The 14,460-nt window shown below is 71.1% G+C and carries 9 protein-coding genes; all 9 read left to right on the plus strand.

Translation table 11 applies throughout. The features are described from left to right. Positions 1–354, plus strand: a complete 354-nt coding sequence (locus tag ACWCP0_RS26095; protein WP_003967428.1) for an STAS domain-containing protein — start codon at positions 1–3, stop codon at positions 352–354. Positions 355–519: 165 nt separating this feature from the next. Next, positions 520–1,002, plus strand: a complete 483-nt coding sequence (locus ACWCP0_RS26100; protein ID WP_451081312.1) for an ATP-binding protein — start codon at positions 520–522, stop codon at positions 1,000–1,002. Positions 1,003–1,272: 270 nt separating this feature from the next. Further along, positions 1,273–3,669 carry a sodium-translocating pyrophosphatase gene (locus ACWCP0_RS26105; protein WP_451081216.1) on the plus strand — a complete coding sequence of 799 codons (2,397 nt, stop codon included), beginning with the start codon at positions 1,273–1,275 and terminating at the stop codon, positions 3,667–3,669. Between the two features lie 241 nt (positions 3,670–3,910). Then, positions 3,911–4,552 carry a small secreted protein gene (locus ACWCP0_RS26110; RefSeq protein WP_451081313.1) on the plus strand — a complete coding sequence of 214 codons (642 nt, stop codon included), beginning with the start codon at positions 3,911–3,913 and terminating at the stop codon, positions 4,550–4,552. Between the two features lie 178 nt (positions 4,553–4,730). Beyond that, positions 4,731–6,254 (plus strand): DUF7059 domain-containing protein, encoded by a 1,524-nt coding sequence (locus tag ACWCP0_RS26115; protein ID WP_451081217.1) that lies wholly within the window; start codon positions 4,731–4,733, stop codon positions 6,252–6,254. Between the two features lie 280 nt (positions 6,255–6,534). Next, on the plus strand, positions 6,535–6,732 hold the full coding sequence (locus ACWCP0_RS26120) for a hypothetical protein (protein ID WP_451081218.1): 198 nt from the start codon (positions 6,535–6,537) through the stop codon (positions 6,730–6,732). 279 nt (positions 6,733–7,011) lie between these two features. Continuing rightward, positions 7,012–9,843 (plus strand): type I DNA topoisomerase, encoded by a 2,832-nt coding sequence (gene topA, locus ACWCP0_RS26125; RefSeq protein ID WP_451081219.1) that lies wholly within the window; start codon positions 7,012–7,014, stop codon positions 9,841–9,843. A 158-nt stretch (positions 9,844–10,001) separates the two neighbouring features. Next, positions 10,002–13,061 (plus strand): dTMP kinase, encoded by a 3,060-nt coding sequence (gene tmk / locus ACWCP0_RS26130; RefSeq protein ID WP_451081220.1) that lies wholly within the window; start codon positions 10,002–10,004, stop codon positions 13,059–13,061. 167 nt (positions 13,062–13,228) lie between these two features. After that, positions 13,229–14,434, plus strand: a complete 1,206-nt coding sequence (locus ACWCP0_RS26135; RefSeq protein WP_451081221.1) for a DNA polymerase III subunit delta' — start codon at positions 13,229–13,231, stop codon at positions 14,432–14,434. Positions 14,435–14,460 lie beyond the last annotated feature (26 nt).

Raw genomic sequence — 14,460 nt, forward strand, 5'->3', positions numbered from 1 at the left:
GTGGACCTGTCCCTGTCGACTCGCAATGTGTCCGGCCCTGGTGGCGACCGCACGGTCGTCGAGGTCGGTGGCGAGATTGATGTGTATACCGCGCCCAAGCTGCGCGAGCAGTTGGTCGAGTTGGTGAACGACGGCAGCTACCACCTGGTTGTCGACATGGAGGGTGTGGACTTCCTCGACTCGACCGGCCTCGGCGTGCTGGTGGGCGGTCTCAAGCGTGTGCGTGCGCACGAAGGCTCGCTGCGCCTGGTCTGCAACCAGGAGCGCATTCTCAAGATCTTTCGGATCACCGGTCTGACGAAGGTGTTCCCCATCCACACGACGGTCGACGAGGCCGTCGCGGCGACCGACTGAGTCGACCGGAAGGCCCCGGCAGGGCCTCCGGACCGTTCTGTAGGGTCCGGAGACCTCCGGGGTGATCCGGAGAGTTCTTGAGGAAGGGCAGGGGTTCCGGGTGTGAATGCCCGGGCCCGGGAGATGCACGCTCGCACGCTCGCTCGTATGTCCGAGGGGGACCGCATGGCCACCGTTGAACTGCGCTTCAGCGCCCAGCCTGAGCACGTCAGGACGGCCCGTCTGGTGGCCGCCGCAGTGGCGCGCCGGGCAGGGGTCGACGAGGCCGTGCTGGACGAGGTCAGGCTCGCCGTCGGTGAGGCCTGCAGCCGGGCGGTCGGGCTGCACCGCAGCATCGGCATCACCGCCCCCGTGCGTGTCGTGCTCACCGAGGAGGAGAAGACCTTCTCGGTCGAGGTCGGTGACGAGGTGCCCGCTCCGGGAGCTTCGTCGGCCGGCGGCTCACAGGCGTCCGGCACCGGTATCGGCGCCGGCACGGCTTCCGGCTCCGCAGCGACGTCCGAGGACACGGACGGTGACGGCGGCGAGGACCAGATGGGGCTCGCGGTGATCAGCGGGCTCGTCGACGACGTCGAGGTCATCTCGGGCGAGGGCGGCGGCGTGATCCGGATGAGCTGGCCCAAGAATCCGGCCACGGTCGTACCGTGACCACTTGACCGGCGGTACGCGTCACGCTGACGAAGACGCGTTCGCCCACCCACCCGACAGGCCCTGCTGAGCAGGGCCTTTTTTCATTTCCCCGGATGACGGGCCAGGCGTCAATGCTTTTGACCCATTACCGCTTTCGGGGTGAATCTTGGGGCGCGATCTATTGCTGAGGAGCGAGTGAAGGTCAATTCCATTTGTCGCGCCCTGTTTTGATCAGGTTCCGCTCCCTACAATCCGTCCATCTTGAGCGCTGAACGTCAAGGAGGACGAATGGCGGGGCTCTTCAACCCACATCTGACCGACCACCCCACTTCACTCGCTGCCGCGGTACTCACCGACGACAACCGGATGATCGTGATTGTCATCGCGGCTGTCGCGCTCGCGGCGCTGATCGTCGCCCAGTTGCTGGTACGCCAGGTCCTGGCGGCCGGTGAAGGCACCGATTCCATGAAGAAGATCGCGGCAGCCGTGCAGGAAGGCGCGAATGCCTACCTGGCACGGCAGTTGCGCACACTCGGCGTCTTTGCCGTCGTCGTGTTCTTCCTGTTGATGTTGTTGCCGGCCGACAACTGGTCCCAACGCGCCGGACGTTCGGCGTTCTTCCTGGTGGGTGCGCTCTTCTCGGCGGCCACCGGATACATCGGCATGCGTCTTGCCGTACGGGCGAATGTGCGTGTGGCAGCTGCCGCGCGTGAGGCGACTCCGGCGGAGGGCGAGCCGGCAAAGGATCTGACGGCCGTCGCGCACAAGGCCATGAAGATCGCTTTCCGGACGGGCGGCGTGGTCGGCATGTTCACGGTGGGCCTCGGCCTGCTCGGTGCCTCCTGCGTGGTCCTCGTCTACGCCGCGGACGCCCCCAAGGTCCTGGAGGGCTTCGGTCTCGGCGCCGCGCTCATCGCCATGTTCATGCGTGTCGGCGGCGGCATCTTCACCAAGGCCGCCGATGTCGGCGCCGACCTCGTCGGCAAGGTCGAGCAGGGCATCCCGGAGGACGACCCGCGCAACGCCGCCACCATCGCCGACAACGTCGGTGACAACGTCGGCGACTGCGCGGGCATGGCCGCCGACCTCTTCGAGTCGTACGCCGTCACGCTCGTCGCCGCGCTCATCCTCGGCAAGGCCGCCTTCGGAGATCTGGGCCTGGCCTTCCCGCTGATCGTCCCGGCGATCGGCGTGGTCACCGCGATGATCGGTATCTTCGCGGTCGCCCCGCGGCGCGCCGACCGCAGCGGGATGAGCGCCATCAACCGTGGCTTCTTCATCTCCGCGGTGATCTCGCTGGCCCTGGTGGCCGCGGCGGTGTACGTGTACCTGCCGTCGTCGTACGCGGAGCTGGACGGCGTCACGGAGGCCGCGATCCTGGCCCACGGGGGCGACCCGCGCATCCTCGCGCTCGTGGCCGTCGCCATCGGCATCGTGCTGGCCGCCCTGATCCAGCAGCTGACCGGGTACTTCACCGAGACGACCCGCCGCCCCGTCCGCGACATCGGCAAGTCGTCGCTGACCGGTCCGGCCACTGTCGTACTCGCCGGTATCTCCGTGGGGCTGGAATCGGCCGTCTACACGGCGCTGTTGATCGGCCTCGGTGTGTACGGGGCGTTCCTGCTCGGCGGTACGTCGATCATGCTCGCGCTGTTCGCGGTGGCGCTGGCCGGCACCGGCCTGCTCACCACCGTCGGCGTCATCGTCGCCATGGACACCTTCGGCCCGGTCTCCGACAATGCCCAGGGCATCGCCGAGATGTCCGGCGACGTCACGGGCGCGGGTGCGCAGGTTCTCACCGACCTCGACGCCGTCGGCAACACCACCAAGGCGATCACCAAGGGCATCGCCATCGCCACCGCCGTTCTCGCCGCGGCCGCGCTTTTCGGCTCGTACCGTGACGCGATCGCCACCTCCGTCGCAGAGGTGGGGGCCAAGGCCGCGGAGATGAACCTCAGTCTGGACATCTCCCAGCCCAACAACCTGGTGGGCCTGGTCCTTGGCGCCGCGGTCGTCTTCCTCTTCTCGGGGCTGGCGATCAACGCGGTGTCCCGGTCGGCCGGTTCGGTGGTCTACGAGGTGCGGCGGCAGTTCCGCGAGCACCCCGGGATCATGGACTACACCGAAAAGCCGGAGTACGGACGCGTCGTCGACATCTGCACCAAGGACGCGCTGCGCGAACTGGCCACGCCCGGTCTGCTCGCCGTGCTGGCCCCGATCGCCGTCGGTTTCACCTTCGGCGTCGGCGCGCTGGGCTCGTACCTCGCGGGCGCCATCGCCACCGGCACCCTCATGGCCGTCTTCCTCGCCAACTCCGGCGGCGCGTGGGACAACGCCAAGAAGCTCGTCGAGGACGGCCACCACGGCGGCAAGGGCAGCGAGGCGCACGCCGCGACGGTCATCGGCGACACGGTCGGCGACCCGTTCAAGGACACCGCGGGCCCCGCGATCAACCCGCTGCTGAAGGTGATGAACCTCGTTGCCCTGCTGATCGCGCCCGCGGTCGTACAGTTCAGCTACGGGGACGATGCCAACGCGCCCGTGCGGGCCGTGATCGCGACGCTCGCGATCCTGGTCATCATCGGCGCCGTGTTTGTGTCGAAGCGGCGTTCCGTCGCCGTGGGTGACGAAGGCGACGCCGCGGAGCGTACGTCGAAGTCACCGGACCCGGCGGTCGTTTCGTAGGAACACGTCACGCCAGAGCGAAAACACCTGCTCAAGACACGGGCGGGCAGAGCGGATTGACGCGCTGCCCGCCCGTTCGCGTGCCCGGTGCCGCCTCGGTGAGGGCCCGTGGTGAGAGCCTTATCTCTCTTGGTGCAAATGGCTGCAATGGCCTACATACCGGACGTTTGTCATGCGATTGTCGTCCACTTGGCGTGTATGTTCCGGGCCGAGAGCCTTGGAAGGGACCGATCCGGTGAAGGTGAACAAGAAGCTTGCGGCCGCGCTGTCCGGCGGCGCTGTGGTGGTACTCGCGCTGTCGGGCTGCACCAGCGACGACGGCGACGACAAGGTGAATGCCTGGGCCAAGACGGTCTGCGACCAGGCACAGCCGCAGATCCAGAAGAGGGCCGACGCCCAGCAGACGATCATCTCGACCGCCGCCGACGGCAAGCCCGCGGACATCCAGGCCGCCGACTCGAAGGCCTTCCAGGACATCGCCGACGCCAACAAGGCGCTGGCCGCGGCGGTGCAGAAGGCCGGCACGCCTCCGGTCGACAACGGCGCGAAGCTGCAGCAGGACGCCGTCAAGGAGCTCAATGCCACGTCCGCGGCCTACGTCGAGCTGAAGAAGCAGATCGACGCGCTCAGCCCGAAGGACCAGCAGAAGTTCGCCGACGGCCTGCAGGAGGTCGCGGACGGTCTGGCGAAGATCGAGAAGATGGACCAGGACTCGCTGGCCAAACTGCAGTCCGGCGAGCTGGGGCAGGCGATGGCCAAGGAGCCCGGCTGCCAGAAGGTGAAGCCGTCGGGAACGGCGACCGCGAACCCGGGCTCGGGCGCCTCCAAGCAGGCGACCTCGCCGTCGAACGCCACGGGCCCGTCCAAGTCCGCCGGTTCGTAGAAGTCCTCCGGCGAGTAGTCGCCGGTCGCCCGCCGTCCACGATTCACGTTCACGGTCACCCGGGCCCGCATCCGGCGCGGGTGACCCCGTATCGGTCCGGCTGACCCGGCACCCGGCTCCTGCCCCCGCATCCGCGCGGCAGGAGCCGCCGCCGTATGCGACGGGTGAGAATGGGGCAGTGAGTACGACCAGCCCTGCCGCAGGCCTTCCCGCCCCCGACCGGTCCGCCCGGCTCCGCGACGCCCTGCTCGCCGCCGAGTTCACCGCCGACGGGCTGCTCGAGCTGCTCGGCGCGCCCGCCTACGCGGCGCTCGCCCGCAGCGAGACCGTCCCCGCGCTGCGGGCCACCCGGGGGGACTCCCCGCTGGAGACGCTCGTACGGCTGTTCCTCCTCCAGCAGACGGTGTCGTACGAGCGCGCTCGCGCGGCCCTGGCGCTGGACGAGGCGCTCGCCGACGGCTGGGTGGTCAAGGACGGCGACGGCGTACGCGCGACGGTGGACGTCCGGCCGTACGGCGGGCCCGAGGGCCAGGACTGGTTCATCGTCTCCGACCTGGGTTGCGCGGTCGGCGGTGCCGGCGGGGCGAGCGGTCGCGAAGAGGGTGTGGTGCTCGGCGTCGGCGGTGCGTCCACCACTCTCGCCGGCATCACCGTCCGCACGCCGGTGTCCTCCGCCCTCGACGTCGGCACGGGTTCCGGGATCCAGGCCCTGCACGCCGCCCAGCACGCGACCCGCGTCACGGCGACCGACCTGAACCCCCGGGCGCTGGCGTTCACCCGCCTCACGCTCGCGCTGTCGGGGGCGCCCGAGGCGGATCTGCGGGAGGGCTCGCTGTTCGCGCCGGTCGAGTCGGAGACGTACGACCTGATCGTGTCCAATCCCCCCTTCGTCATCTCTCCCGGTGCCCGGCTGACGTACAGGGACGGCGGGATGGGCGGGGACGATCTGTGCCGCACGCTCGTTCAGCAGTCGGGGGAGCGGCTCAGCGCCGGGGGGTTCGCGCAGTTCCTCGCCAACTGGCAGCACGTGGAAGGGGAGGAGTGGCAGGAGCGGGTGCGCTCCTGGGTGCCGCGCGGCTGTGACGCCTGGATCGTGCAGCGCGAGGTGCAGGACGTGACGCAGTACGCCGAGCTGTGGCTCCGGGACAGCGGTGACCACCGCACCGCCCCCGAGGAGTACGCGGCGCGGTACGACGCGTGGCTGGACGAGTTCGAGGCGCGCGGGACCAAGGCGGTCGGCTTCGGCTGGATCACGCTCCGGAAGTCCGGGGCGGAGCAGCCGTCGATCGTCGTGGAGGAGTGGCCGCACCCCGTCGAGCAGCCCCTCGGCGAGACCGTACGGGCCCACTTCGAGCGCCAGGACTATCTGCGCACGCACGACGACGCTGCGCTGCTCGCCGACGCCTTCGTGCTCGCCCCGGAGGTCGTGCAGGAGCAGGTCGGCCTGCCCGGCGCCGAGGACCCCGAGCACGTCGTGCTGCGGCAGAACCGCGGTATGCGCCGGGCCACGAAGGTCGACCATGTCGGCGCGGGCTTCGCCGGGGTGTGCGACGGCACGCTCAGTGCCGGGCGGATCCTCGACGCGATCGCCCAGCTCGTCGGGGAGGACCCGGTACTGCTGCGCGACCGTACACCGCAGGCGATCAGGCTCCTCGTGGAGGAGGGCTTCCTGGTGCCGGCGTCGGCCCCGGCTCGCGGGTAGCCGGTGCGTGGTTCCTCCGGGCTCGGGGCAGGCCCTGGCCAAGGGTTCCCATGTGAATCCGGCCATTGTTCGCACTGCGCTGCACTGTGGTGCACGACACGAAAACCGGAGGCAGCTCCTCCGATCTTTTCGGTCCCGAGGGTTCCGGACCGGGGTGCGAGCGGCGCCGCCCGGGTGAACCCTCGTCGCGTTCACCCGGAATTCGCGTGGGTGACGTCCGGAGGTGTCAGCCTCGGCCCCTGGGGCATCCCGGGACCAGGCCGAGGAGTGGGAGACGCGCATGGAGAGCGGGCCGGCGATCTTCGCGGGAACGGCATTCGCGCTGTTCGGAGCCGCACTGCTGGTGTGGACGGGGGCACGCGTCCTGCACCGCGCACCGGTCGCCCACGGAGCCAGTCCCGCCGCCGCGGCCACGCTCACCGCGATCTTCGGCACCGTTTTCCTCGTCGTCGGCGTCTGGTGTTTCGGCCGCGTCTGAGGAGTATGGAAGGAGCATCCGAGTAGTGCCCCAGCCGTCGCCCGCGTCGCATACCGGCCGCACTCCGACCGGCACGCCCTGAGGTCGGCCTGGGAGTCCGGGCGGCAGGAATGCCTGGAGTCGGGTTACCGTTCGAGTGGCCGTTGCGGGCTTTTGCCGTTTGACACGGGGGCGGGTTGTACCGTCACACTCCGCAGCGACAGCAGTGGCAGTGCGGCCCGTACGCCGTACGCCGTGCGCGTATGTGCCCACGAGCGTCGACCGGAGAGAAGAGCGAAGTTGTCCCCGACCAGCGAGACCGCACAGGGCGGCCGCCGACTCGTCATCGTCGAGTCGCCTGCCAAGGCGAAGACGATCAAGGGCTACCTCGGCCCCGGCTATGTCGTCGAGGCGAGTGTCGGGCACATCCGCGACCTCCCGAACGGGGCCGCCGAGGTCCCCGAGAAGTACACCGGCGAGGTCCGGCGCCTCGGTGTGGACGTCGAGCGCGACTTCCAGCCGATCTATGTCGTCAACGCCGACAAGAAGGCACAGGTCAGGAAGCTCAAGGAGCAGCTCGCCGAGTCCGACGAGCTCTACCTCGCCACCGATGAGGACCGCGAGGGCGAGGCCATCGCCTGGCACCTGCTGGAGGTCCTCAAGCCCAAGGTCCCGGTCAAGCGGATGGTCTTCCACGAGATCACCAAGGCCGCGATCCAGGAGGCCGTCGCCAATCCGCGCGAGCTGAACCAGCGCATGGTCGACGCCCAGGAGACCCGCCGCATCCTCGACCGTCTCTACGGCTACGAGGTCTCGCCGGTCCTCTGGAAGAAGGTCATGCCGCGGCTGTCCGCCGGCCGCGTCCAGTCCGTGGCCACCCGCCTCGTCGTCGAGCGCGAGCGCGAGCGCATCGCCTTCCGCTCCGCCGAGTACTGGGACCTGACCGGCACGTTCTCCACCGGCCGTCGCGGTGATGCGTCCGACCCCGCCGCCTTCACCGCCCGCCTGACCGCGGTCGACGGGCAGCGCGTCGCCCAGGGCCGCGACTTCGGCCCGGACGGACGGCTCAAGTCCGGCCAGGTGCTCCACCTCGACGAGGCGAACGCGCTCGCCCTCAAGGCGGCCCTCGAGAACGCGTCGTTCTCGGTCCGCTCGGTCGAGTCGAAGCCGTACCGCCGCTCGCCGTACGCCCCGTTCCGTACGACGACCCTCCAGCAGGAGGCCTCGCGCAAGCTCGGCTTCGGGGCGAAGGCCACGATGCAGGTCGCGCAGAAGCTGTACGAGAACGGCTTCATCACCTACATGCGTACGGACTCGACCACCCTGTCCGAGACCGCCGTCGCGGCGGCCCGGGCGCAGGTCACGCAGCTGTACGGCGCCGACTATCTGCCGGAGAAGCCGCGCACGTACGCCGGAAAGGTCAAGAACGCGCAGGAGGCGCACGAGGCGATCCGCCCCTCGGGCGATCGTTTCCGCACGCCGGCCGAGACCGGGCTGACCGGCGACCAGTTCCGACTGTACGAGCTGATCTGGAAGCGGACCGTCGCCTCCCAGATGAAGGACGCGGTCGGCAACTCCGTCACCGTCAAGATCGGTGGCGTCGGCTCCGACGGCCGGGACGCCGAGTTCTCCGCGTCCGGCAAGACGATCACCTTCCACGGCTTCATGAAGGCGTACGTCGAGGGCGCGGACGACCCGAACGCCGAGCTGGACGACCGTGAGCGTCGCCTCCCGCAGGTCACCGAGGGGGACAGGCTCGCCGCCGAGGAGATCACGGCGGACGGCCACGCGACCAAGCCGCCGGCCCGCTACACCGAGGCGACGCTGGTCAAGGAGCTGGAAGAGCGGGAGATCGGCCGCCCGTCGACGTACGCGTCGATCATCGGCACCATCCTCGACCGGGGCTATGTCTTCAAGAAGGGCACCGCCCTCGTCCCCTCGTTCCTCTCCTTCGCCGTGGTCAACCTGCTGGAGAAGCACTTCGGCCGGCTCGTCGACTACGGCTTCACCGCCAAGATGGAGGACGACCTCGACCGCATCGCGCGGGGCGAGGCCCAGGCGGTGCCGTGGCTGAAGCGCTTCTACTTCGGTGAGGGCACGGGCGAAGGTGGTGCGGCGGAGGCCGGGAACGGCGACGGCGACCACCTTGGCGGCCTCAAGGAGCTCGTCACCGACCTCGGTGCGATCGACGCCCGCGAGATCTCGTCCTTCCCCGTCGGCAACGGCATCGTGCTGCGCGTCGGCCGCTACGGCCCGTATGTCGAGCGCGGCGAGAAGGACGCGGAGGGCCACCAGCGCGCCGACGTCCCCGCCGACCTCGCGCCCGACGAGCTGACCGTCGAGCTCGCGGAGGAGCTGCTGGCCAAGCCGAGCGGTGACTTCGAGCTGGGCACGGACCCGGAGACGGGCCACGAGATCGTCGCGAAGGACGGCCGCTACGGCCCGTACGTGACCGAGATCCTGCCGGAGGGCACACCGAAGACCGGCAAGAACGCCGTGAAGCCGCGGACCGCTTCGCTCTTCAAATCGATGTCCCTCGACACGGTGACCCTGGAGGACGCGCTCAAGCTGATGTCGCTGCCGCGCGTCGTCGGCAAGGACGCCGAAGGTGTCGAGATCACCGCGCAGAACGGCCGCTACGGCCCGTATCTGAAGAAGGGCACGGACTCGCGCTCGCTGGAGAGCGAGCAGCAGCTCTTCACCATCACGCTCGAAGAGGCTCTGGCGATCTACGCCCAGCCGAAGCAGCGCGGGCGGGCAGCGGCCAAGCCGCCGCTGAAGGAGCTCGGCACGGACCCGGTGAGCGAGCGTCCGGTCGTGGTGAAGGACGGGCGATTCGGTCCGTACGTCACCGACGGCGAGACGAACGCGACCCTGCGGACCGACGACAGCGTCGAGACGATCACGCCGGAGCGCGGCTACGAGCTGCTCGCCGAAAAGCGCGCCAAGGGTCCGGCGAAGAAGGCCGCCAAGAAGGCTCCCGCGAAGAAGACGGCCGCGAAGAAGACGACGGCAGCCAAGAAGACGGCCGCGAAGAAGACGACGGCAGCCAAGAAGACCGCCGCGAAGAAGACGACGGCGAAGACAGCCGCGACGGCGGCCGCGAAGAAGACGGCGACGCCGGACGAGTAGCGGGACGCCGGACGCACGAGAGAACCGCATAAGAGAAGGAGGAGGGGGTCGCCGGCGAGGCGGCTCCCTTCTCCTCGATCTCGCCGCCCGCCGTTCTCGCCGCCCATTTGTTCGGGCTCGGCCTCCGAGGAGCAACCCGCTCCGGATAGGCTGGGCGGATGACGCGAGCCGAGCAGCCAACGGCCCCGAGCCCCACCTCACCCCCCGACGGCCTTGCCGCGGACTCACGCGAGCGCGCCGTACGGTCACTGCTGCGCGTACCCGCGCTGCGGCGCCTGTGGGAGGCACAGCTCGTCGGCGGCATCGGTGATGCCCTCGCCCTGCTGGTGCTGGTCCTGCTGGCACTTCAGGCTGCGGTCACCGAGGGGGCCTTCGGCGGCGGGTACCGGGGCGCGGCCTTCGCCGTCGCGGCCGTGTTCGGCGCGCGTGTCCTCGCCACGCTGCTCTTCGGAGCCGTACTCCTCGGTCCGCTCACCGCACTGACCGCGCCCAGCGGGCCTCTCGACCGCCGGTGGACGATGATCGGCGCGGACGGTGTCCGTATGGCGCTGCTCGTCATCGCGCCGCTGTGGATCGACTGGACCCCGGACACCGCGCTGGGGTACCTCCTGGCCACGGTCTTCGTCGCCGGTGTCGCCGAGCGGTTCTGGACGATCGCCCGCGAGAGCGCCGCGCCCGCGCTGCTGCCGGCGCCGCCTCTGGAGGGCGCTGCGGTACGTCCGCTTCCGGATCACCAGGACGCGCTGCGCAGGCTCTCCCTCCGGACGGCCTTCGCGGCCGTTCCCGCGGGGGCCGCCGCCCTGCTCGTCGCCACTCTGATCGGCAATCTGCTCGGCTCCGGCATCGAGTGGTTCTCGCTGCACCAGGCGGCCCTCGGCTCGTATGTCGCAGCGGGACTCTTCGCCGCGTCGCTGTCCGTCATGGCCGCCGTAGAGCTGCCGGACGCGCAGACTCCGCGCCCCCGCTCCCCGCTGGAGGGCCTGCGCCGCCCGTCCACGGGCAGCGGTCTCGACAAGGGGCGTACGGGTGCGGTGCCGCTGCTGGTCCTGGCCTGCGCAGCGATCGCCGGAGCCATCGCCTCCGCCGCGGCCGTCGCCGTGCTGCACGCCCGTGACCTGGGCGGCGGCCCGGCCGCCTTCGCGCTGCTCGTGCTCGCGCTCACCGGCGGCACGGGGGTGGGCATCCGCCGCGCCAAGGCCGTGCTGCCCGCCCTGTCGCGCCGCAGGCTCCTCGCCCTCGCCATCGCCGTCGCCGGGATCGCGCTGCTGGCGCTCGGGCTCGTGCCGGACACGGCGACCGTGCTGTTCATCGCGGTCGTCGCGGGTGTCGCGGCCGGTGTCGCCGCGCACACCGGGCATGCGCTGATCGACCTGGAGACCGAGGAGTTCCGCCGACCGCGGATCACCGAGCATCTGCAGGCCGTGGTCCGCGTCGCGATCGCTCTCGGTGCGATCGTCGCCCCGCTGCTCGCCGCCGCCATCGGCCCGCACCGCCTCGCCAACGGCGACTTCGTCTTCGCGCACGGCGGCGCCGCCTTCACCTTGATGCTGGTCGGCGCGCTGCTGCTGCCCGTCTCGGTGATCGTCCTCGCCAAGACGGACGACCGCTCGGGCGTGCCGCTCCGCCGTGATCTGGCCGACGCGGTGCGCCGCGGCGCGGACCCCGCGCAGTCACCCTCCGCGACCGGGTTCTTCATCGCCGTCGAGGGCGGCGACGGGGCCGGCAAGTCCACGCAGGTGGAGGCGCTCGCGGAGTGGATCCGGGCCAAGGGCCACGAGGTCGTCGTCACGCGCGAGCCCGGTGCCACGCCTGTCGGCAAGCGGCTCCGGTCGATCCTGCTCGACGTCTCGTCGGCCGGTCTGTCCCACCGCACGGAGGCGCTGCTGTACGCCGCCGACCGCGCCGAGCACGTCGACACGGTCGTACGCCCGGCGCTGGAGCGCGGTGCCATCGTCATCTCCGACCGCTACATCGACTCCTCGGTCGCGTACCAGGGTGCAGGGCGTGACCTGTCGCCGACGGAGATCGCCCGTATCTCGCGATGGGCGACGGACGGACTCGTTCCGCACCTGACGGTGCTGCTGGACGTCTCCCCGGAGACCGCGCGCGAGCGCTTCACGGAGGCGCCGGACCGGCTGGAGTCGGAGCCCGCGGAGTTCCATCAGCGGGTACGCGCCGGGTTCCTGACACTGGCCGCGGCCGACCCCACCCGCTATCTGGTGGTGGACGCCGGCCAGGACCCCGAGGCCGTGACCACGGTCGTACGCCACCGGCTCGACCAGATGCTTCCGCTCTCCGAGGCCGAGGTGAAGGCCCAGCAGGAGGCGCGGAAGGCCGCCCAGGAGGCGGCCCGCCGCAGGGCCGAGGAGGAGGCCGCGCGGAAGGCGGAGGAGGAGCGCCTGGAGCGCGAGCGCCAGGAGCAGCTCGCCAGGCTGCGTGCCGAGGAGGGGGAGCGCAAGCGCCGCGAGCTCGAGGAGACGCGGCAGCGCGAGGCCGAACGGCAGGCGGAGGAGGCCCGGCAGCGCGCCGAGGAGGCGCGCCGGCTGGCCGAGGAGGAGCGCCGTCGGCGCGAGGCCGAGGAGAAGATCCGCCGCGAGGAGGAGGAACGCCGTCGCCGTCAGGCCGAGGAAGAGGCCCGGCTGAGGGCGGAGGCCGAGGAGCGGCGCCGAGAGAAGCAGCGCAAGGCAGAGGAAGCCCTGCTGCGGGCCGAGGAGGCGCGGAGGGCGGCGGAGGCGGCGGCAGCCGTGCCGGGGGCGGACGCGCCGGGGGCGAACGATGTGACACAGACCGTGGAGACGCCGCGCCCGCGCATGGAGATGACGAAGCAGGACGACGAGACGACGGTCCTGCCGCAGGTCCCGGACGCGGCGGAGACGGCGGTGCTTCCTCCGGTACGGGACGAGAGGGCCGGGACCGCGGCCGACGAGACGGCGGTGCTTCCTCCGGTACGCCCGGACGCGGTACATCCGGATGTGGCGCGTCCGGGCGCCGGAGGCCCCGCGGACCGCGTGCCTCCGGGCATCTTCCGGGACGAGCAGCCCCCGGGCCCGGCCGAGCGCACACGCGAGCTCCCGCAGATGGACGAGGAGGGCCGCCCGCGGCGCCGCTCGGACTGGGCGGAGGAGACCCCGCTGGACGACCTGCCGACCCTGGCGGACGAGCTGCTGGGCCCGCATGACGACGACGAGGACGGCCGCCCGTACGGGAACAGGCGCTAGCGGGCGGCGAAGGGCGTAGGCCGCGCCGGCGTGGAGCTGCGCCGTCGGCCGCGTGCACCGAGGCTGCTCCGGAGTTGTCCACAGGGGACGGGGGCTGTCGGACCCCTGCCCCACAATGGGAACCCGGGGCAACACCTCGTACGACGTCGGAAGGCGGTGACGGCTGCATGGCCGTGTGGGACGACCTGGTCGGGCAGGAGCGTGTCCAGGAGCAGCTCGCCGCCGCTGCCCGGGACGCCGACGTGCTGGTCACGGCGGCGTCGGCGGGAGAGCGGCCGCCCGAGGCGTCCAAGATGACGCACGCCTGGCTGTTCACGGGCCCGCCCGGCTCGGGCCGCTCCACCGCCGCGCGGGCGTTCGCCGCCGCCCTGCAGTGCACGAGCCCGGACCGGGCCCTGGGCGGCGCTCCGGGCTGCGGATTCTGCGACGGCTGCCACACCAGCCTGGTCGGCACGCACGCGGACGTCGAGGTGGTCCGCACCGACCTGCTCTCGATCGGTGTGAAGGAGACCCGCGACCTGGTCCGTCGCGCCCAGCTGTCCCCGGCGGTCGGCCGTTGGCAGGTCATCGTCCTGGAGGACGCCGACCGTCTCACCGAGGGCGCGGGCAATGTTCTGCTGAAGGCCGTCGAGGAGCCCGCCCCGCGCACGGTCTGGCTCCTGTGCGCGCCGTCCCTGGAGGACGTGCTCCCGACGATGCGCTCCCGCTGCCGCCACCTCACCCTCCGCACCCCGCCCGTCGCGGCCGTCGCGGACGTCCTGATGCGACGGGACGGCATCGAGCCCGAGGTGGCGACGGCCGCCGCGCGCGCCACCCAGGGCCACATCGGCCGGGCCCGCAGGCTGGCCACGGACGAGCGGGCCCGCGCCCGCCGTGCCGCTGTCCTGAAGGTCCCGCTCCGGGTGGAGGACATCGGTGGGTGTCTCAAGGCCGCGCAGGAGCTCGTCGACGCCGCCGCGGAGGACGCCAAGGAGGTGTCGGAGGAGATCGATGTCAAGGAGACCGAGGATCTCAAGGCCGCTCTGGGCGCGTCGGCGGGCGGCCGGATGCCGCGCGGTACGGCAGGGGCGATGAAGGAGCTGGAGGACCGGCAGAAGCGCCGCAAGACCCGCACCCAGCGGGACAGCCTCGACCTCGCGCTCACCGACCTGACCGGGTTCTATCGCGATGTGCTCGCACTGCAGCTGGGGTCCGGGGTCGCCCTGGCGAACGAGGACGTGCGCGACGCGCTCGACCGGGTCGCGCTGAACTCCGGCCCGGAGCGGACCCTGCGGCGGATACAGGCGGTGCTGGCCTGCCGCGAGGCCCTGGAGGCGAACGTGGCACCGCTGCTGGCGGTGGAGGCGATGACGATGGCGCTCCGCGCCGGCTGACCCCGGGACCGAGACCGGGGTCCGAG

The sequence above is a fragment of the Streptomyces sp. NPDC001970 genome, assembly GCF_053594115.1.